The organism is Prosthecobacter gellanilyticus, assembly GCF_007992435.1.
Taxonomy (GTDB): Bacteria; Verrucomicrobiota; Verrucomicrobiia; order Verrucomicrobiales; family Verrucomicrobiaceae; genus Prosthecobacter; species Prosthecobacter gellanilyticus.
Map to the genome: position 1 here is coordinate 47,444 of NZ_BKAG01000011.1, position 17,672 is coordinate 65,115.

General features: G+C 59.4%; 17 protein-coding genes. 8 read left to right on the plus strand and 9 right to left on the minus strand.

The annotated features are described in order from the left end of the window. Window positions 1-6 precede the first annotated feature (6 nt). The 9 genes from BGE01nite_RS09525 to BGE01nite_RS09565 form a co-directional block, all read right to left on the minus strand. The gene (locus BGE01nite_RS09525) at window positions 7-699 is read right to left on the minus strand and encodes a class I SAM-dependent methyltransferase (protein WP_146850218.1); all 693 of its coding nucleotides are present in this window, start codon (window positions 697-699) and stop codon (window positions 7-9) included. Window positions 700-720: 21 nt separating this feature from the next. Then, entirely contained in the window at window positions 721-1,839 is a 1,119-nt protein-coding gene (locus BGE01nite_RS09530) for an iron-containing alcohol dehydrogenase (protein WP_146850219.1), read from the minus strand. 30 nt (window positions 1,840-1,869) lie between these two features. Next, window positions 1,870-2,355, minus strand: coding sequence for a hypothetical protein (locus BGE01nite_RS09535; protein WP_146850220.1), 486 nt, complete (start codon window positions 2,353-2,355; stop codon window positions 1,870-1,872). A 27-nt stretch (window positions 2,356-2,382) separates the two neighbouring features. Next, window positions 2,383-2,919, minus strand: a complete 537-nt coding sequence (locus BGE01nite_RS09540; RefSeq protein ID WP_146850221.1) for a zinc ribbon domain-containing protein — start codon at window positions 2,917-2,919, stop codon at window positions 2,383-2,385. A gap of 27 nt (window positions 2,920-2,946) precedes the next feature. Further along, a complete protein-coding gene (locus BGE01nite_RS09545; RefSeq protein ID WP_146850222.1) occupies window positions 2,947-4,383 on the minus strand; it encodes an aldehyde dehydrogenase family protein in 1,437 nt (478 codons plus the stop codon). Window positions 4,384-4,478: 95 nt separating this feature from the next. After that, window positions 4,479-5,048, minus strand: coding sequence for a hypothetical protein (locus BGE01nite_RS09550; RefSeq protein WP_146850223.1), 570 nt, complete (start codon window positions 5,046-5,048; stop codon window positions 4,479-4,481). After that, window positions 5,038-5,592 carry a hypothetical protein gene (locus BGE01nite_RS09555; RefSeq protein WP_146850224.1) on the minus strand — a complete coding sequence of 185 codons (555 nt, stop codon included), beginning with the start codon at window positions 5,590-5,592 and terminating at the stop codon, window positions 5,038-5,040. The genes BGE01nite_RS09550 and BGE01nite_RS09555 overlap by 11 nt, the downstream gene beginning before the upstream one ends. A gap of 24 nt (window positions 5,593-5,616) precedes the next feature. After that, complete coding sequence (locus BGE01nite_RS09560; RefSeq protein ID WP_146850225.1) at window positions 5,617-6,444, minus strand: fumarylacetoacetate hydrolase family protein; 828 nt, start codon at window positions 6,442-6,444, stop codon at window positions 5,617-5,619. Window positions 6,445-6,465: 21 nt separating this feature from the next. After that, window positions 6,466-8,055, minus strand: coding sequence for an aldehyde dehydrogenase (NADP(+)) (locus BGE01nite_RS09565; RefSeq protein ID WP_146850226.1), 1,590 nt, complete (start codon window positions 8,053-8,055; stop codon window positions 6,466-6,468). A 143-nt stretch (window positions 8,056-8,198) separates the two neighbouring features. Between BGE01nite_RS09565 and BGE01nite_RS09570 the strand changes: the two genes are divergently transcribed. The 8 genes from BGE01nite_RS09570 to BGE01nite_RS09605 all read left to right on the plus strand — a co-directional run bounded on the left by BGE01nite_RS09570 (window position 8,199) and on the right by BGE01nite_RS09605 (window position 17,568). Continuing rightward, a complete protein-coding gene (locus BGE01nite_RS09570; protein ID WP_146850227.1) occupies window positions 8,199-9,143 on the plus strand; it encodes a CNNM domain-containing protein in 945 nt (314 codons plus the stop codon). Between the two features lie 961 nt (window positions 9,144-10,104). Further along, window positions 10,105-11,418 (plus strand): hypothetical protein, encoded by a 1,314-nt coding sequence (locus tag BGE01nite_RS09575; protein ID WP_146850228.1) that lies wholly within the window; start codon window positions 10,105-10,107, stop codon window positions 11,416-11,418. Window positions 11,419-11,581: 163 nt separating this feature from the next. Then, a complete protein-coding gene (locus tag BGE01nite_RS09580; RefSeq protein WP_146850229.1) occupies window positions 11,582-12,592 on the plus strand; it encodes an AAA family ATPase in 1,011 nt (336 codons plus the stop codon). Between the two features lie 60 nt (window positions 12,593-12,652). Beyond that, window positions 12,653-13,081, plus strand: a complete 429-nt coding sequence (locus BGE01nite_RS09585; protein ID WP_146850230.1) for a four helix bundle protein — start codon at window positions 12,653-12,655, stop codon at window positions 13,079-13,081. Next, window positions 13,078-13,992, plus strand: coding sequence for a DUF58 domain-containing protein (locus tag BGE01nite_RS09590; protein ID WP_174770042.1), 915 nt, complete (start codon window positions 13,078-13,080; stop codon window positions 13,990-13,992). The genes BGE01nite_RS09585 and BGE01nite_RS09590 overlap by 4 nt, the downstream gene beginning before the upstream one ends. Continuing rightward, window positions 13,992-14,531: a hypothetical protein gene (locus BGE01nite_RS09595; protein WP_146850231.1), complete on the plus strand. Its 540-nt coding sequence runs from the start codon at window positions 13,992-13,994 to the stop codon at window positions 14,529-14,531. Before BGE01nite_RS09590 ends, BGE01nite_RS09595 begins: the two co-directional genes overlap by 1 nt. Then, the gene (locus tag BGE01nite_RS09600) at window positions 14,528-15,553 is read left to right on the plus strand and encodes a VWA domain-containing protein (RefSeq protein ID WP_146850232.1); all 1,026 of its coding nucleotides are present in this window, start codon (window positions 14,528-14,530) and stop codon (window positions 15,551-15,553) included. The genes BGE01nite_RS09595 and BGE01nite_RS09600 overlap by 4 nt, the downstream gene beginning before the upstream one ends. Window positions 15,554-15,588: 35 nt before the next feature. Next, window positions 15,589-17,568, plus strand: coding sequence for a vWA domain-containing protein (locus tag BGE01nite_RS09605; protein ID WP_146850233.1), 1,980 nt, complete (start codon window positions 15,589-15,591; stop codon window positions 17,566-17,568). Window positions 17,569-17,672: the final 104 nt, after the last annotated feature.

Sequence of the window (17,672 nt, forward strand, 5' to 3'; positions counted from 1 at the left end):
CTAACTTCACTTGGCATCCGCCAGTCCGAAGAACATCATGTGCTGCCAGGGCAGGCCGTCGAACTCGCGTTCGAGCTTCAATCCATTCGCCTTCATCTCCTTCAGGATCTGCACCTTGCTCATCTTGTGCTCGGGTTTGATGGGCACTTCATCATCCTCGGCACGGAACTCCACAAGGCAGATCTGGCCACCGGGCTTCAGCGCCTTCTTCATGCCCTCCAGCATCTGTACGGGATGCGAGAACTCATGATACACATCCACCAACAGAACGAGGTCACAGGAGTTCGCTGGCAGCTTCGGATCATGATACTCGCCGACGATTGTCTGGATGCTGGTGATGCCTTTCTCGATCGCACGCTCATTCAGCATCACAATCATCTCCGGCTGCACATCCACCGCATAGACCTTGCCCGTGGCTCCCACAGCCTCGGCCATCGGGATGGTGTGGTAGCCATTGCCAGCGCCCATGTCACACACGGCCATGCCGGGCTTGAGGTGCAGTTCCTCCCGCATCTTGGCCACACCCTCCTCACGTTCACGCTTGTTGCGGATCAGCCAGTTTGCCCCCTGCCAGTGCATCGTCTGCGCGATCACGCGGCCTTCGTATTCCTTCAAGGCGGGCGGCGTGGGTGGTGTGGCAGGCTGCTGTGCCACCGCCAGAAGCGGCAGCAGGAGAGTGAGGAGAACCTGATGACGCATAAGAAGAGGAGATGAGTTGGGTTAAAGAGCTGCGCGATACAGAGCGACGAAATCTTCCACCGTCAATGCACGCGGATTGAACTGCGCGGTCCACTGCTTGGCGGCCATTTCGGCCAGGGCAGGGAGGTCGGCTTCGGTGACACCATAGTGGCTGATCTGGCGTGGCATCTGGGCTTCCCAGAGAAGCTCGCTGACGCGGTCCGCCAGATCACCATCAAAGTAGCTTTCGTAAATGGCGGCGATCTCAGGAAGCGCGCGGTTGAAGCGAATGATGTGCGGCAGCATCACGCCCACAGCCTCGCCATGCACCACGTGAAATTTCGCCGTCAGCGGATTCGCGCAGGAGTGCGCTCCACCCAGCATGCTGTTTTCAATGGCAATGCCGGAGTAGGCGGCGCCCAGCAGCATCTGGCCGCGTGCTTCAATGTCCTTTGAATCACGCAGCACGCGGCTGAAGCCTGCATGGCAAAGCCGGAAACCTTCGCGGGAAAAGACGGTGGAGTAAGCGTTGCGCTTGTTGGTCACCGCTGTTTCGAGCGCGTGTGAAAGCGCATCCATGCCCGTGCAGACGGTGACACGATGCGGCTGGGAAACCGTGAGTTCTGGATCCAGGATGGCGATCTTCGCCGCCGCCTTGGTGTCACCGCAGGCCATCTTCACATGCGTTTCAGCATCTGAGATGAGCGCATAGCTCTGGCACTCGCTGCCAGTGCCTGCCGTTGTCGGAATGGCGATCAACGGCAGCATGGGTTTCATGGCCTTGCCGGTGCCCCAGTAGTCCTGCATGCGGCCACCGTTAGTGAGGATGAAGTTGCAGCCCTTCGCGGTGTCCATGCTGCTGCCGCCCCCGAGACCGATGATGAGATCCGTCTGGAAATCTGCGGCCACTTTGACACAACGATCCACATCCTCTGTGCTCGGGTTCTCCCGCACCTCGCCATACACCTGCACTGCGAGTCCGACGGCTTCCAGCGCAGCCTTGGCTTTGTCGACATAGCCAGCTTTGACGATACCAGGATCACTGACAATGAGGGCACGCTTGCCTCCAATGTCAGCGGCCAGTTCGCCAAGGCGGGAGAGTGTGCCATTGCCATAGATCAGCCGCGTGCGTGGCTGGTGGTCGAAAGGGGGGAGTGACATCAGGCGGGGGGAGTCGAATATGGTTGGTCTCTATATGGCCGTCGGATGCTTTTGGTAAAACAGGCTGCGCTTGCCGTAACCGTTGATCATCATGCAAATGCCGACCCCGGACACAATGAGCCTGAAGCGACCCTCAATGAACTGGCTGCAAAGAATGACGGCACCCACGATGAGCAGGAGATTGCCACGGCGCAGTAGCGGGCGGTCAGGTTCAGGATCTGTCACGGGCTGGATGTCGGGAGCCAAAATCATGGTCTGGCAGTTTTGACAGGGGACTTGTAGCCCCACATCAATCTCGCGTGCATTGGTCATTTCACGACAGGTAGGACAGCAAAATTGAAACTCTTTCGCGGAAGTCTCACCCATTAATTCACCCAATGAGTACCAAAAATCCTGCTGCTCCTCACGCACCATGGCATTGCTGGTCATGCGCTTCTCTCGATATGCAGACTGGATGCCGTCCAGTGTGTGCTGCTCGGGTGGTGATGTAAGGGTGCTTTTGACCAGGTAGGCCATGAAAAGAGAGGAGGTGTCTTGTTGTTATCAGTGCTTGCCGCCTTTTGGATACTTCTTGAAATAGAGACGGCGACGACCCTGGCCAGTGATCATCATGCCAGCGCCAGCGACAGCAAGACCCCAGAAGATGTAGAAAGAGGTGCCACCACGGTCAATGGCATCCATATAGCTAGCGACTGTCGTGCCTGCCCCGACAACAAAGACCGCAGCGCCTGCCAGCAATGTCTGGGTGGCTTCCTTGAGCAGGTGACGATCCATCACCGCATTCTGACGTGCCCTGACATCTGGTACCTGGGCCAGAGTCTGGCAACGAGGACACTTCGTTTCCAGTCCGACATCAATCTGCCGGGCTGGAACCATACCTTTACATTTCGGGCAGACGAAGGAGAAACGAGCAGTGGGCGCATCGCCCACCAACTCCGCCACGGAATACCAGAAGTCCTGTCTCTCCTCACAAACAAGCGCAGTTCCGGCCAGCAGCTTCTGCTTGTAGTCGGAATGGATGTCCTCCAGGGCATACGTCCTGGGCTTGGCGGTGAGGGATTCTTTGACCTGGTAGGCCATGACGGAAGTCTGTCTGATGACGAGACATCAAGCGACCGCGCGGTCAATCGAACGGCGCTTGTAGAGGAACTCGAACATGTTGCCCTCATGCGGCTGATCCCAGCTGATCTTCATGGTGCTGAGAGGCCCGAGGTTCAGGCGGTCGATGGTCTGGCATTCGAGAAGCTGCTCCGTGAAGGCTGGATCTGCGGTGATGGCAGAGACGATCAGGGAATAACCGATTTTGCTCAAAACCTCGCTCTGCGGCACTTCGACGACGCTGGCGTAAGGGCAAAGGAATTCGCGGTTGGCCAGAGGGTGTGCCCAGGAATCGCAATGAATGATGGTCGGACGCAGGAAGACACCGCCCTGGAACTCCACTTTGCGCGGGCCATTGCGATACTTCGCGGTGACGTCCTCGGCACCAGGGGTGGCGAGATCACTGTCGATGGCGCTGTCGATGTATTCCGCCATCTTGGTGTTGGCGAAGCCGGAGAGACGGGCATTCTCGTCATCGGAGGCCAGGGGTTCCACAGGGCCGAGACGCTGGGCGATGGCATCGGCGATCTCCTTGCCATATTTCGGCACCAGCACGGCGCTCGCATTGATGCAGGAGCGGCCGCCGTTGTCGCTGATGGAACTGACGATGACGTCGATGTACTCTTTCCAGTTCTCGATCTTGTCCTCGCCGATGATGATCTTGCTCCAGCCCGGGCCGTGCACCTGCACGCGCGGATTGTTTTCATACATCTTGGCGATGTTCACATCACCGAAGACCAGGCTGCGTCCGCAGATCTTCACCACTTCACCGCTGCCTTCGTGATCGGTCGGATAGAAGCCGAAAGCCTCTGCAGGAGCACCTGCGGCAATGAAAGCCTGGATGAGACGGAAAGGAGTCCAGGGTTCATCACGGCCTGGCTTGATCACCACCGGAGTTTTCAGCGCGATGGAAGGCAGCCAGAGTGAGTTCACTGCTGGCGAGTTGCTCGGCATCACCAGACCGAGTGCATTCGCGGTCGGGAAGTAGGCCACCGGGCAGCCTGCCTGGGTGCCGAAGCCATTGTCGATGACACTCATGTCCAGGCCGCGGGAGAGGCCGTTCAGGATCATGGGCATGTTCGTCATGGCGAAGTGGATCTTGGTCATGTTGCGCTTCACCATGATGTGCGGCAGACCGCTGGTGCGGGAGAGCGTCGCGATGTATTCCTCCGGGCTCTGCGTGTGGCCCCGGTCACCGAGCGGCAGAGTGCCATTCAAAAAGAGATCACCAGCCTTCGCGGTGATGTCGATCAACTGCTGGACCGTGAACTTCTTCAGGCTCGCCCGTGCCTCGCCGATGCGGGCCAGATCCTTGCGGACGATGCCAGCATTCACCTGGCTGACCTCGGCGCAGACTTCGCCGGTTTTGTGATCTTTGACCTGGACCTTGTCGAGGGACTCGTAAGCGCGGCCTTTGCGGAGAGCGGGAAGATGGGGGAGGGACATACGGGGTGGAACGAAACCGGGTGGGGGAGAGGAAAGGTTTAAACGAGGAGAACGAGGCAAATCCTTCGATGGTTGTGAGGGACCGGCAAACTGGGTTAACTTTCGTAGCTCATCTGGCAAATGATGTTTTGAGCCTGCTGGAAGAGGTCTGGCCACTCAGGCGAGTCTTCGGGGAGTTTGGCGGCGGCCAGACAGTCGAGCATTTCTCGATGCGTCACGTGATCGTGCTTAATCATCCACTGGATCTCTTCCATGTGGGTGGGGTCGGCACCACGCATCATCTTGGTCAGGATTAAATCCAATGTAGATGGGCGGAAAAGAGTGATCTTTTGCAATTCCAAGCGGGTAATGCGGACTCGATGGACTGCCCAGTCGGGTCGGAGAAAGATCTGTCCTTCCTCAAAGATGTGCGTCAGGTAGAGATCCAATGGCTGCAGTGCTTCATTAGCCTGCCTGAGAGCTTCCCAGAATGCTGCATCTTGATCGAGCGCCAGTGAGTCGGAGGAAGGCACTACAGCATCGACATCTAGCGTGCTCCCATAATCTTCCGGTGGTGAATCATACCCGAGCCAGATGGCAGCTTTACCGATGAGAGTCAGTTCCACTGAATGCGTCAACGTTGCATCCAGAGTGCGCAGGATATGGCTGGGATTGTCACGCGGCATATCCGAGCGAAGTCACCTTTTTGGGTCGGAGCCAGGCAGGGCTGCCCATTCTCCCTGGCCCGATTTTTCCTGGAATCGAAACGTAACGCGAGTGGTGTGGCAAGACACCTGCTTGGGGCGACGGAAGCTCTGGCAACAGGCCCAGCAGTTCACTCCAAAAAAGGTTCTCTGGCTCATAGCGCTGGCCAGCCAGGGCGATCTCGCGGATCACGGACTCGCTGCGTTCAAGCCGCGTATGTCGGGCGATCTGGCGGACATCGTTGTCGGTATGGCTTAGCAGCATAGCCCCCACGCGGATTAACCAGGGCTCGTAGCGATTGGCAATGGTCAGCAAGGCGAGCGCGAGCTTTTCGTTGGGGAACTCGGTTTCTGTCACCCGGCTTGCTGGTGGCGTGTCGCTTTGGAGGAAATGAAAACAACCTCGGGCGATGGCCTCATCGACCAGATCCTTTTCGGTCCTCAACCCAAACCTCTCAGCCTCGTGTCTCAGGCACGACATATGGGTCGTAGTGCCGAGCTTTTGAGCCAGAGAAGGTGGATTCATGATATTGAGATACGGATGAATCGGTCATCCCATCGGATTAACGAGTGTGCCAATTCCCTCGATGCTGATGGCCACTTCGTCGCCGGACTGGAGGGTGAACTCATCACCGGGGACGATGCCGGTGCCCGTCATGAGCAGGGCTCCGGTGGGGAAGGTATTGTCGCGATAAAGGAAGCCTGCCAGCTCCTGAACTCCGCGCTTGAGCTGGGAGATGGGTGTTTCACCGCTGAAGACCACGGCTCCACTGCGGCTGATGGCGACGCTGATCTTGGTGTCCGGATTGAGCGGCTCGTTGGTGATGTTGAGGCAGGGACCCACGGCGGCGCAGAGCTTGAAGCACTTGGCCTGCGGCAGGTAGAGCGGGTTCTCGCCCTCGATATCACGGCAGGAAAGATCGTTGCCGATGGTATAACCAATGATCTTGCCATTGGGATTGATCGCCAGGGTGAGCTCGGGCTCGGGCACCATCCATTTGGAATCGCCGCGCAGATGCATGGCCTGACCGGGGTGAGCCACACGCTGCGGCGTGGCTTTGAAGAAGATCTCCGGACGCTCGGCCGCATACACGCGATCGTAGAAGCTGCCGCCACCGGCATCCTTGGACTCTTCCATGCGGGCGGTGCGGCTGCGGAAGTAGGTCACCCCTGCGGCCCAAACTTCCTGCGTGCCGATGGGAGCGAGAAACTGGTCAGGAGGCGGACCTGGGATCGTGGTGAACTCGGTGGCGACCTTGGTCAGGTAACCATGGAGATCTTCATGAGCGATCAAGGCATCCCAGTCGGTATCTGGCAGGTGAAACCAGGCGTCCGTTTGATGAAGATAAAAACCGTGGCGGGTGCGGTAAAGGTGCATGGCGGGAATCGGCAAAGGTGGTTAGGACGCGTCGCGGGTCAGCTTGTTGTCCACGAGCCGCATAGCGCCGGGGGTATTGGCATTCTGCAGAGGCGTGGGCAGGCAGTCATCCGGGAAGCCCTGGTAGGACACCGGGCGGACGAAGCGCAGGATGCTGTCCGTGCCGATGCTGGTGAAGAAGCTGTGGCTCGCGGCAGGGTAAGGACCGCCGTGATGCATGGAGGCACAGGGCTCGATGCCTGTGCCGAAGCCATTGAAGATGATGCGGCCTGCCTTGCGCTCCAGCACGCGGACGAGCGGTGCGTATTCACGCAGATCTTCCGGGGTGCCATGGATGGCGGCCGTGAGCTGGCCGTCCAGGCTGCGGGCAAAGCGCAGCATGTCTTCCAGCGTCGAGCACTCGGTGACGATGGAGCAGGGGCCGAAGACCTCGTGACGCAACTCTTCGTTAGACTCCAGCACGTCCAGCGTGGTGGTGTAAATGCGGCAGGCTGCCTGGGTGGCATCGCTGTTCGGCTCGGTGGCGGACTGGCCGGCCAGCTTGATGCCGCTGATCGTGCTCCACACCGCAGTGCCGGCTTCATAAGCCTCGCAGATGCCGCGATGCAGCATGGTCTGCGGGGCGATCTTCTCGGCGTTTTCAGCCGCGCTCTGGACAAAGGTGCCAAGCTCAGGACTCTTCAAACCGAGCACAACAGCCGGGTTCGTGCAGAACTGGCCGACCCCCATCGTCACGGAGCCGACGTAGGCTTCACCGATCTTCGCGGCACGCTCTTTCAAAGCGCCTGGAAGCAGGAAGACAGGATTGATGGATCCCATTTCCGCATACACCGGAATCGGATTCGGACGGGAAGCCGCGGCATCCATCAGCGCACGACCACCGCGCAGAGAACCCGTGAAGGCCACCGCCTGGGTGAGCGGATGAGTGACCAAAGCGCGACCAAGTTCATTGCCACGCCCCTGCAGCAGGGAGAAGCTGGCTTCCGGCAGGCCGGTCTTGCGCAGCGCTGCGAGCACGGCGCGACCGAGCATTTCACAGGTGCCTGGATGTGCTGGATGACCTTTCACCACGACCGGGCAGCCTGCGGCCATGGCACAAACGGTATCCGTGCCGACCACGCCGATAGCGAAGGGGAAATTACTGGCGCCGAAGACGACCACCGGGCCGATGGGCAGCAGCATTTTGCGCACGTCCGGCTTCGGCACAGGAGCGCGCTCAGGCTGCGCATGGTCGATATTAAGAGCAGACCAGGAACCTTCACGGATCAGCGCGGCGAACATCTTGCACTGGTTGATGGCGCGGCCGCGCTCGCCCGTCAGACGGGCCATCGGCAGAGCGGTTTCAGCATGGGCACGCTCCAGAAGAGAGTCGCCGAGAGCCATGATCTCATCGGCCAGGGCTTCCAGGAACTGAGCCCGGGTCTCCACCGGGGCCAGACGCAGAGCGTCAAAGGCACCGTCAGCGGCCTGCAGGGCTTCATCAGCCTCGGCCAGGGTGGCATCACCAAAGTGCGGCTCCAGTTTCTGGCTCGTCGTGGGGTTTTCAGCCTGGAAGGGGGAGCAAGAGGCGGCTGCCTCGCGGCCTGCGATGAGGTGTTGTCCGGTGATCATGGTGGGGTTGAGAAAAGAGATACGCGCAGTCCTAGCGTGAATGTGATTTTGGGAAAGAGAGAAAAGCGTCTGGTGAAAGATGGGCGCGTAAAATGCTACTTCTCTCGCCGAGAGTTCTCTTTATCTAGTCTGCCTCCCAACCCATGTCCTGGCCGATCCTCCTGCTCGTCACGCTCGCGCTTTCCTTTGCCCTGTCCGGACTGGAAAGCGCCGTCCTGGCGGTGAGCCGTGTGCGCGTCCGGCATGCCGCGCGGGCAGGGGACAGGCGCGCTGCGCGTCTCCTGCCGCTGCTGGAAGATAGAGATGCGCTGCTCGGTTCCATCACGGTGGCCAACCATGTGGTGAATCTCTTCGCCTTCGTCATCATTGCTTCGAAGCTGGTGAATGTCACGGGGGGCTGGGGTTACCTCACGGCGTTTGTCGTGGCGCTGCCCATTTTCTTGATCGGCCTGGAGATCCTTCCGAAGAAGCTCTTCCGCCGTTACCCCTTCCGCTGCATTCGTTCACTGGCACCCCTGGTGCACTTGGTGGGATTGATGCGGCCTTTCTTCCGCTTCTTTGCCCGTCGTGAGCTGGCGGCAGATGCCCAGTCAAACATTCCGGATGTGTCCGTGGGCCGTGAAGATCTGCGTCAGCAGGCCCGCTCTCTGCAAAAGATGGGCCAGTTGTCTCCGGGCACCGGCCATCTGATTGAGCAGGTGCTCAACTACCGCCGCCTGCGCGCGGTGGATCTCATGCGTCCCTTGAAGCGCAGTGTGGCCCTTTCTCCAGATCTGCCTTTGTCAGCCGCGCAGATCATGGCTCGCGAGCATGACCGCAGCACCCTCCCTGTCATTGGTGAAAAGGGGACCTTTGTCGGAGTGATCGACCTCAGCACGCTTCCGGCCGTGGTTCCTGCTGACCGCCTAGTAAGGCAGCACATGCGTACTTTGGACGTCGTCCATGAGACTGATGGGGCCCTGCTCGCTCTCCAAAGATTACGGAAAAGAGGCCGTTCTCTATGTCTGGTCGTAGATTCTAGGTCGGAACCCTCCGGCCTCCTCCATGAGGAAGACCTCCTCAGGCATCTGATGGGTATGGCTAACTGACAATCGAATTACAAAAATTATAAAAAACTGAGAAACCTTGCTTGTCGAACTCATCTAATTGAGCGATTTTAAACGACAGTTAAGCATTTTCACCCTCCCCATGAACCCAGAGGTCATCCAGTTTGCATGCGGCAGTTGCCAGCATGTGCTCACGGTCCCGGCGCACTTGGCCGGGATCAGCGGCCCCTGTCCCGTTTGTGGGAATACGGTGACGTCTCCTGCGCCTACGGTTTCGGCACCGCCAGCCTTTGCACCGCCTGCTTTTGGTCCGGCAGCGCCGGCCCCTGGGCCTACTCCCATGTCGATGCCTGCTCCATCCAGCCCGGCACCGCAGGCTTCCCGCCCGTTGGGATCAGGGGCTGGTCCGGTGATGCCCTTGCCAGGCGCTTTCCCAGGTTCTCCTCCTTCTCAGGCGGGTGGGTTTCTGTCTCCGCCTCCAGCTTCCGCACCTTCGGGTTTTCCGCCGGCCGCGCCAGCCTGGCAAAATCCTGGTTTTGGTCAGACGATGCTGGAGTCGGTTCCAGCTTCCGCGCTCTCTCCTCAGACGCCTTCTTTGATTCCTCCAGCTCAGGAAGCGGGTGGATTTCTCCCGCCCCGTCGTTCCGAAGGTCAGATTCCTTTTGCTGGTAGTCCCGGAGGTGGCCTGATGGGCGGTGGTCCTGGCGGCCCACCTCCTATCCCGCAGCCTGCCTGGGGATCCAGCCCCGCTCCATCGCTCGCTCCCGCAGAATCGGCGCATCCCTCACTTCCTACACGTCCGAGTGGTCACGGGCATAGTGCCTTGATCCCTGGAGCTCCGACCCTGCCCATGATGGGCTCTTCAGAGAGGTCCCCTTCAGCAGGCTTGCTCTCTCGTGGCATCCCGTCGGCTCCACAGGCCAGTTCCAGCTCAGCCCCCGAGGGCAATGCCGGCCTCTCTTTGCCGTCTTCTCCTGGGGCCAGTGCCTCTCGCTCCCGTCCTGTGAACAAGCCCAAGCGGGCCTCGAACGTGTTCATGATCGGTTTGGCGCTGCTGTTCCTGGGAGGTTTCCTGGTGGCTGCCGGCTGGTTGTTCCGTGAGCCCATCATGCAGGCCGTGGCAACGGTGAAGGCCATGATCCCAGGTGCTGTAGCCTCTGCCGAAGTGGCGGATGTCCCATCACCTGCGCCTTCCACGGAGAAGCCATCGCCCAAGGCTGCCAAGTCACCTGCGGGTGAGCCAGCCCAAGGCACCCTTCCAAAACTAGCAGACGCGGCTCCTGCCAAGTCTCCGGCCACCTTTGATCCTGACGAGGCTCCGCCGCAGGGTTTGTCTGCCGTTGTGCCACCTCCCGCCACCGCAACAGCACCTCTGGATAACCCGACCATCCTCAAGGCTGAGCCCGTGGTGTCTGCCTCGACCCCGCCGACTCTGGACGTTCCGAAGGGCGGACTGGCGGATATGCAGACCGCACTGACAGCTCCGAAGGGGAAGAATGGCATGAGTCCTTTGGATGCTCCTGCTCCCCCGTCAGGTGAGATGTCCGCCGGTTCTGGCGTGCGTTTGGACGACATCACCAAGGAAGCTCTTCCGGCTGCTGAGGCGCTGCAAAAGTTCCTCCTGGCCGCCAATCTGAAGGAGCGCCTGGAGTTCACTCTCGGTGCGGATGTCATGCGCCCGATCATGGAGCGCTACTATTCATCGAATCCCGATGGTCCGATCACCGTCGATTCCATCGGATTGGTGCGTTTCGATCCGAAGCCGCAGATGGGTGGCGGTCCCCACGCTGTCTTTGGTCTGGAAAGCAAAACCTGGGAATTTCCTGTGCCTGTGATGCTGGAGATGAGCCAGGGCCGCTTCAAGGTCGACTGGCTCAGCTTCGTAGAGTTCAAAGACCGCCTCCTGGAAAAATTCCTCGCGGGTTACCAGGAAGGTCCTGCGCGTTTCCATGTGGGCATCACCCGCACGCATTACTTTGAGGACAAGGTGCCGAATGTCTCCAACAAGGATGTGTTCCGCATCAGCCCGGCTCCGCCGAACCCTTTCGCCAGCGTGATCTTCATCGACAAGGACTCTGATCTTGGCCGCGAACTGCGTGACAAGATTCCATGGGGCTCACAGGTCTGGGCCATCGTCGAGCTTGAGTGGATGAAGCTCGGCTCACAGAACTGGGTCCAGCTTTCCGCAGTGCCGCAGCTCAACTGGTACTCCGTGCCCTCGGCTCCCAAAGCCCAGCGCGCCACGCCGGGATCCCCGGTCGCGGATGATGCTCAGGTGCCCACGGAGACCCAAAAGGCCGTGCCTGTCGGGCGCTAAAACGTCCCAGTCTTCATTCCTATCTAGACAGCTAGGCTGATTTCTTGTGGAAGTTGCCTCGCAAAGGCCGCGTTGAGGATCAAAAATATCCCTCCGGCAACGTTTTGAACATGAGTCTCCTGCCTTGACTCTGAACCAGCCCCCATTGACCGTTTACGCTCGCATGTCTGACACGACCGCCTCCTCACCTGCCGCTTCGATCCCTGATCAGGAAACCATCGCCAAATCTGCCTCGTGGGTGCCGCCGTTGCGTGCGGAGATTGCCCGGGTGCTTATTGGCCAGACACATCTGGTGGACCGCCTCCTCGTCGCCCTGCTGACCAATGGTCACGTGCTGCTCGAAGGTGTGCCCGGTTTGGCCAAGACTCTCGCCGTGCGCACTCTGTCCAGCGCTCTGCACACGACCTTCAAGCGCATCCAGTTCACGCCTGACCTTCTGCCAGCAGACGTGGTCGGCACCATGGTCTATCATCCGAAGGACGGCACCTTCTCGCCACGTCTCGGGCCGATCTTTGCGAACCTCGTGCTCGCGGACGAAATCAACCGTGCTCCTGCGAAGGTGCAGAGCGCGCTGCTGGAAGCCATGCAGGAGCGTCAGGTCACCATCGGTGAATCCAGCTACAAGCTGCCGGATCCCTTCATGGTGCTCGCCACGCAGAACCCGATCGACCAGGAAGGTACTTACACGCTGCCTGAAGCGCAGCTTGACCGTTTCCTTCTCAAAGTGCGCGTGGTGTATCCGACTCCTGCTGAAGAACGCCAGGTGCTGGATGCCATGGCTACCAGTGCTCCCAAGCTGGATGTGAACCAGATCATCGAGGCCAAGGACATCGTGGCCAGCCGTACCATCGTGAACAGCCTCTACGTGGACGAGAAGATCCGTGACTATATCGTCTCCATCATCCATGCCACACGCGATCCAGGCTCCGTGGCCCCGCATCTGAAGCTGCTCATCCGCTGCGGTGCCTCTCCGCGTGGCACCATCAACCTCGCCCTCGCCGCGAAGGCCCTCGCCTTCCTCGCCGGACGTAACTACGTCACTCCGCAGGACATCAAGGACCTCGCCCCGGACATCCTCCGCCATCGTATTCTCCTGAGCTACGAAGCCGAGGCCGAGGGCGTGACCGCCGAAGATGTGATCAAGCAACTGCTCGATAAACTTCCCGTCCCCTAAAAGTTCTCAGTTCGCTGTTCTCGGTTCACAGTTGGCTGTGAAAGGCGCATCCTCGCGACTATGACAATAAAGAGATTTGAAGACATCGAAGGCTGGCAGATGGCACGAAACCTGTGCCAGGAGATCTTTCGTATCTCGTCCCAAACGACTTTGGATCGTGATTATGGTCTGAAAGATCAGATGTCTGGTTCGTCGGGTTCCATCATGGACAATATTGCAGAAGGTTTTGATTCGGGCACCAACCCTGAGTTTATCCGTTTTCTTCAATACTCGAAACGCTCATGCTCCGAACTTCAAAGCCAACTCTATCGCTGCCTTGATCGCGGACATATTACGGTAGAGACCTTTGATCCCTTGTATGCTTCAGCAGCTTCCACGCGTGGTAAGATTGGAGCATTTATCCAATATCTTTCCAGCAATCCCCGGCCTGTGAGCACTATGAAAGCGCGTCATGCTCAGAAACCGAGAACCGAGAACCGAGAACTGTGAACCGCGCGAAACCTGAAACGGAAGACGAACGCCTCACGCGCATTTTAAAGCGTGTGAGGAAGATCGAGCTCATCACACGAGGAATCGTGAAGGAGACCCTCGGGGGTGCCTATCACTCCCGGTTCAAAGGGCAGGGGATCGAGTTTGATGACTTCCGCGAGTACCAGCCTGGCGATGATGTGCGTTTTCTCGACTGGAACGTCACGGCGCGCATGAACGAACCTTTTGTTAGGAAGTACATCGAGGAGCGTGAGCTGACCGTCATGCTGGTCGTCGATGTCAGCGGTTCCGGTGACTATGGCAGCGGCGAGGATAGCAAGCGTGAGCGGGCCGCCGAGGTGGCCGCAGTCTTTGCCTTCAGTGCCGTCCAGAATCAGGACAAGGTCGGCCTCATTCTCGTCTCAGATCAGATCGAGCACTATCTGCCAGCCCAGAAGGGGAGTTCGCACGCTCTTCGCTGCCTTCGCGATATTCTGAATCTCACACCCAAGAGCCGGCGCACCAATCTCACACCCGCGCTTGATCTGGCCATGGAGCGCATTCCGCACCGGGCCCTGGTCCTGGTGGTGTCTGACTTCCTCACGCAGGATCAGGCCTGGGAGCACAGCCTCCGCTCTGTTGCGGCGAAGCATGATGTCGTGGCCGCGCAGATCACCGATCCCCATGAATGGGAACTTCCCAAGGCAGGCCGTGTCTGTCTTCAGGATCCTGAAACCGGGGAGCAGTATGTGGTGAACACCTCCAATCCTGCCGTCCGCCGACTGTATGCAGAGCGTGTCGGTGAGCGGCAGGAAAGTCTCTCCCGCACTCTGCGCAAATATGGCGTGGAGAAGCTCCATGTGCGTCTGGACGAGGACTATGTCCCGGCGCTCAAATCCTATTTCCGTTCACGCAAAAGGAGGAAACGCTGATGCTGGCCTTCATTTACGCTTTCCTCGCGCAGCAGGCCCAGCAGGCACCGCCGCTGCAGCCACTGCCTCATCCGAAACTGCCGGACCCGAGCCTGGTCAAACCAGGGCCTGAATGGTGGGTCTATGCGGCGGGAGCGGCTCTAGTGCTCATCATGCTGGCGCTGGTGGTCTTCTTGCTGGTGCGTCCGGCGAAGATGAAGCCCATCCCTCTGAAGCGCCCCTGGAGCGTGGCCATGAACCGGCTGCGTGAGATCCTGGGGCAGAGCTCCTCGCAACCGCCGGCCAAGACCGCGGCAGATGTCTCGGAGACTTTGCGTGTCTACTTCCTGGATCGCTACAAGATCCCGGCACCATTCCGGACCACGCATGAGTTGTTTGAGACGAAGAGTGCTCCCAACACCACGTCACGTTTGCAGAAGTATGCCTCTCTCGCCGAGCTGTGGGACCACCTGGCCTTCGCCCCGGTGCCTGCGGATGTAGATGAAGCCAGCTCGCTTGTGCAAAAAGCCATCGCTCACCTGGAGGAGGATCGCTCATGAGCATCCCGTTTCTGCCTAACACGATCTTTGGCCGTCCTGAGTGGCTGCTGCTGCTCCTTCTGCTGCCTCTCATGGCCTGGTGGCGCGGCCGCACGGGCAAGGCGCCGACCATCGCCTTCTCCACCGCCTTTGTTTTGCGAGAGATGGGCGTCAGGACACGCAGCGCACGTGGTGGTTTCACTTTTGGTTTGGTGCTGATCAGCCTGACTGCGGCCATCATCGCCCTGGCTCGCCCGCAGAAAGTGATCTCCCATGATGAGGAAAACACGGAAGGCATCGCCATCTGTCTCACGGTGGACGTTTCGCTCTCCATGCTCATCGAGGACTTCTACATCGGCGGCAGCCCGGTGAACCGCCTCACCGCGGCCAAGCGCGTGATGCGTGACTTCATCCGTGGTCGCAAATCTGACCGCATCGGCATCGTCGCCTTTGCTGGAGCGCCCTACTATCCATGTCCGATGACTCTCGATCGCGAGTGGCTGGAGTCGAACCTCGACCGCGTGCAAACCGGCATCATGGAGGATGGCACGGCCATCGGCTCAGGTCTCGCGGCGGCGGCTCGTCGTCTGGATAAAGAGACCATTCCGAGCAAAGTCATCATCCTCCTTACGGACGGCGCGAACAACAGCGGCAAGCTCAGTCCTCAGGATGCGGCCAAGCTCGCGGCCACGCTGGGCGTCAAGATCTACACCATCGCCATCGGCACACCGGGCGTGCACATGATCCCGCTGCCAAACGGCCGCGTCATCACCAGTGGTCGTCAGGAGTTTGACGAGGCCACTCTTCAGGCTGTGGCGAACATCGGCGGCGGCAGCTTCTACATGGCCCAGGATCTCGGTGCCCTGCAGGACATCTTCGACACCATCGACAAGCTCGAGAAGAAGGAGATCAAGAAGCGCACCGTTTCTGAGACGGAGGAGCTGTTCTTCTATCCCCTGACACTCGCCGCTGCGCTGCTGGCTCTCGCGCTGCTGCTGCGCCTGACCTTCCTGAACGCCGCGCCGATGACGGTCACCACGTGAGTCGCCATCCTGTTCGTTTTCCTGCCTCGTTTTTCATGTCCTTTCTCGCCATCAAGTTTCTCTACTTTCTCCTGCTGCTGCCCGCTCTTGTGGCGCTGAAGCTGTGGGCAGACTGGCGTGCCCGCCGGGTGCAGGAGATGTTTGCCGCGCCGCGACTCCGCGCTGAGTTGATCACGGGTGTGTCCAGTGGCAGGACCTGGTTCATCTTCGCGCTTCAGCTTCTCTCCCTGGCGGCCTTCATCGTGGCCCTGGCGCGGCCTGTTTGGGGCGAGGACAAGGTGGTCCAGCAGGAGTCCGGCAGGAACATCATCATCGCCATCGACACTTCCCGCTCCATGCTGGCGAACGATGTGGTGCCTGACCGCCTGACTCGCGCCAAGCTGGCCATCCAGGACCTGCTTCCCGCTTTGAAGAACGATCGCGTGGGTTTGATCGCTTTCGCTGGCAATGCCTACCTCCAGGCGCCGCTGACCACGGATCATGACGCCGTCATTGAAGCGGTGCAATCTCTGGACTTCACCTCCGTGCCACGTGGGGGCAGCGAGCTTGGCCGTGCTCTCAAACTGGCCATCGACACCTTTGAGAAAAGCCCGGCCCGCAATCACGGCCTCATTCTCTTCAGCGATGGTGGCGAGCCTGATGCCGAGATTGCTGCTTACGCCCAGATGGCCGCCAAGAAGAACATCCTGGTGCTGACCGTCGGCGTGGGCACGGAGGGAGGAGCCTTGATTCCTGACCCTGATCCCGAGCGCACAGGGGATTTCGTCCGCGATAACGAGGGAAATGTGGTCAAGACCAAGCTCGAACCCGGCGCGCTCCAGGAGATCGCCACGGTCACTCGCGGACGGTATCTGAAGCTGGGTTCCCAGCCCCTGGCCGAGGGGGTGGTGCGTGATCTGGTGACCTCTCTCCAGGCGCAGACCAATGCCGCCCGTGAATTGGTTAAACCGATTGAGCGTTTTTACTGGCCGTTGTCTATTGGTGTATTGTTACTTCTCCTCGCCTGGTTCATCCGCCCCTCCGCTCGTATGAAAACCACCTCCTCCGCCCCCGTGTTTGCCCTTCTGGTCACGATGGCCCTCGGGCCTGATGCCCAGGCCGCCGAAGGCTCCTGGCTGAGCGCCATCTTTTCCTCAAAGAAGACTGAGCCTGCCGCCGCTCACCAAGCCTTTGAGAAAGGTGATTTCGAGGACGCCGCGAAGCTTTACGACGAGCTGCTCAAGGGAAAGGGGCCCGCCCGCCAGCATGAGCAGTATGCGTTTGGCTTGGGAGCCTCCGCGCACCAGTTGAAGGACTATGATCGTGCGGTCGGAGGTTTCAGCCAGGCTTTGGAGAGCACGGACTCGACGATTCAAAACCACGCCCACCGCGGTCTGGCGCACAGTCTCTATGACCAGGGGGACAAAGCCCTGGCCAAGCAGCCCAAGTTCAGCCTCAAAGCCTGGCGTGACAGCGTGAAGCATTTTGATGCCTCCCTCGCCATCGATCCGGCTAACAAAGAGGTGAAGGAGAACCGCGAGTTCGTGCAGAAGCGCCTGGACCAGCTCCAGCAGCAGTTGAACCAGCAGCAGCAAAAGGGCGGCAAGGGCAACAAAGGCGACAAGAAGAAGGGCCAGAAAGGCGAGAAGGGGGAAAAGGGCGAAAACGGTGAGGACCAGGACGGCGAGAAGGGCGAAAACGGCGAGCAAGAAGGCGAGGGCGAAGGCGATGAAGACAAGTCGCGCAAGGAGAGCCTCGGCAAAAAAGAAGGTGAAGAAGAGGGCAAAGGCGCTGGTGACAAAGAGAAGGAAAAAGAAGGCCAGCTCCAGGCAGGTGAGCAGGGCAAGGACGAGAGTCCGGAAGCTCGGGAGTCCCGTGAACGCCGTGAGGCCGAGATGGCGGAAAACCAGGAGAATGAAGCCACTGGTTTCAGCCGCAATGAGGCCCGGTCCTTCCTGCGCACTTATGCTGACGATCAGAAGAAGGCCATGATTGTCCGTCCCCGAGATCAACCCGTGAAAGGCAAGGACTGGTGAATCTGATGCTCATGAGTTTCCAGCTTCCTCACGTCGCACCACCGGCATCCAAGCGTCCAAGTTTCATGCATTTTTTAACTCCCAGATCTACATCACTCTTTGGT

What these genes read in the sequence shown, in the direction of transcription:
- BGE01nite_RS09525 (WP_146850218.1), bottom strand. Translation starts at nt 699, where the DNA reads ATGCGTCATCAGGTTCTCCTCACTCTCCTGCTGCCGCTTCTGGCGGTG.
- BGE01nite_RS09530 (WP_146850219.1), bottom strand. Translation starts at nt 1,839, where the DNA reads ATGTCACTCCCCCCTTTCGACCACCAGCCACGCACGCGGCTGATCTAT.
- BGE01nite_RS09535 (WP_146850220.1), bottom strand. Translation starts at nt 2,355, where the DNA reads ATGGCCTACCTGGTCAAAAGCACCCTTACATCACCACCCGAGCAGCAC.
- BGE01nite_RS09540 (WP_146850221.1), bottom strand. Translation starts at nt 2,919, where the DNA reads ATGGCCTACCAGGTCAAAGAATCCCTCACCGCCAAGCCCAGGACGTAT.
- BGE01nite_RS09545 (WP_146850222.1), bottom strand. Translation starts at nt 4,383, where the DNA reads ATGTCCCTCCCCCATCTTCCCGCTCTCCGCAAAGGCCGCGCTTACGAG.
- BGE01nite_RS09550 (WP_146850223.1), bottom strand. Translation starts at nt 5,048, where the DNA reads ATGCCGCGTGACAATCCCAGCCATATCCTGCGCACTCTGGATGCAACG.
- BGE01nite_RS09555 (WP_146850224.1), bottom strand. Translation starts at nt 5,592, where the DNA reads ATGAATCCACCTTCTCTGGCTCAAAAGCTCGGCACTACGACCCATATG.
- BGE01nite_RS09560 (WP_146850225.1), bottom strand. Translation starts at nt 6,444, where the DNA reads ATGCACCTTTACCGCACCCGCCACGGTTTTTATCTTCATCAAACGGAC.
- BGE01nite_RS09565 (WP_146850226.1), bottom strand. Translation starts at nt 8,055, where the DNA reads ATGATCACCGGACAACACCTCATCGCAGGCCGCGAGGCAGCCGCCTCT.
- BGE01nite_RS09570 (WP_146850227.1), top strand. Translation starts at nt 8,199, where the DNA reads ATGTCCTGGCCGATCCTCCTGCTCGTCACGCTCGCGCTTTCCTTTGCC.
- BGE01nite_RS09580 (WP_146850229.1), top strand. Translation starts at nt 11,582, where the DNA reads ATGTCTGACACGACCGCCTCCTCACCTGCCGCTTCGATCCCTGATCAG.
- BGE01nite_RS09585 (WP_146850230.1), top strand. Translation starts at nt 12,653, where the DNA reads ATGACAATAAAGAGATTTGAAGACATCGAAGGCTGGCAGATGGCACGA.
- BGE01nite_RS09595 (WP_146850231.1), top strand. Translation starts at nt 13,992, where the DNA reads ATGCTGGCCTTCATTTACGCTTTCCTCGCGCAGCAGGCCCAGCAGGCA.
- BGE01nite_RS09600 (WP_146850232.1), top strand. Translation starts at nt 14,528, where the DNA reads ATGAGCATCCCGTTTCTGCCTAACACGATCTTTGGCCGTCCTGAGTGG.
- BGE01nite_RS09605 (WP_146850233.1), top strand. Translation starts at nt 15,589, where the DNA reads ATGTCCTTTCTCGCCATCAAGTTTCTCTACTTTCTCCTGCTGCTGCCC.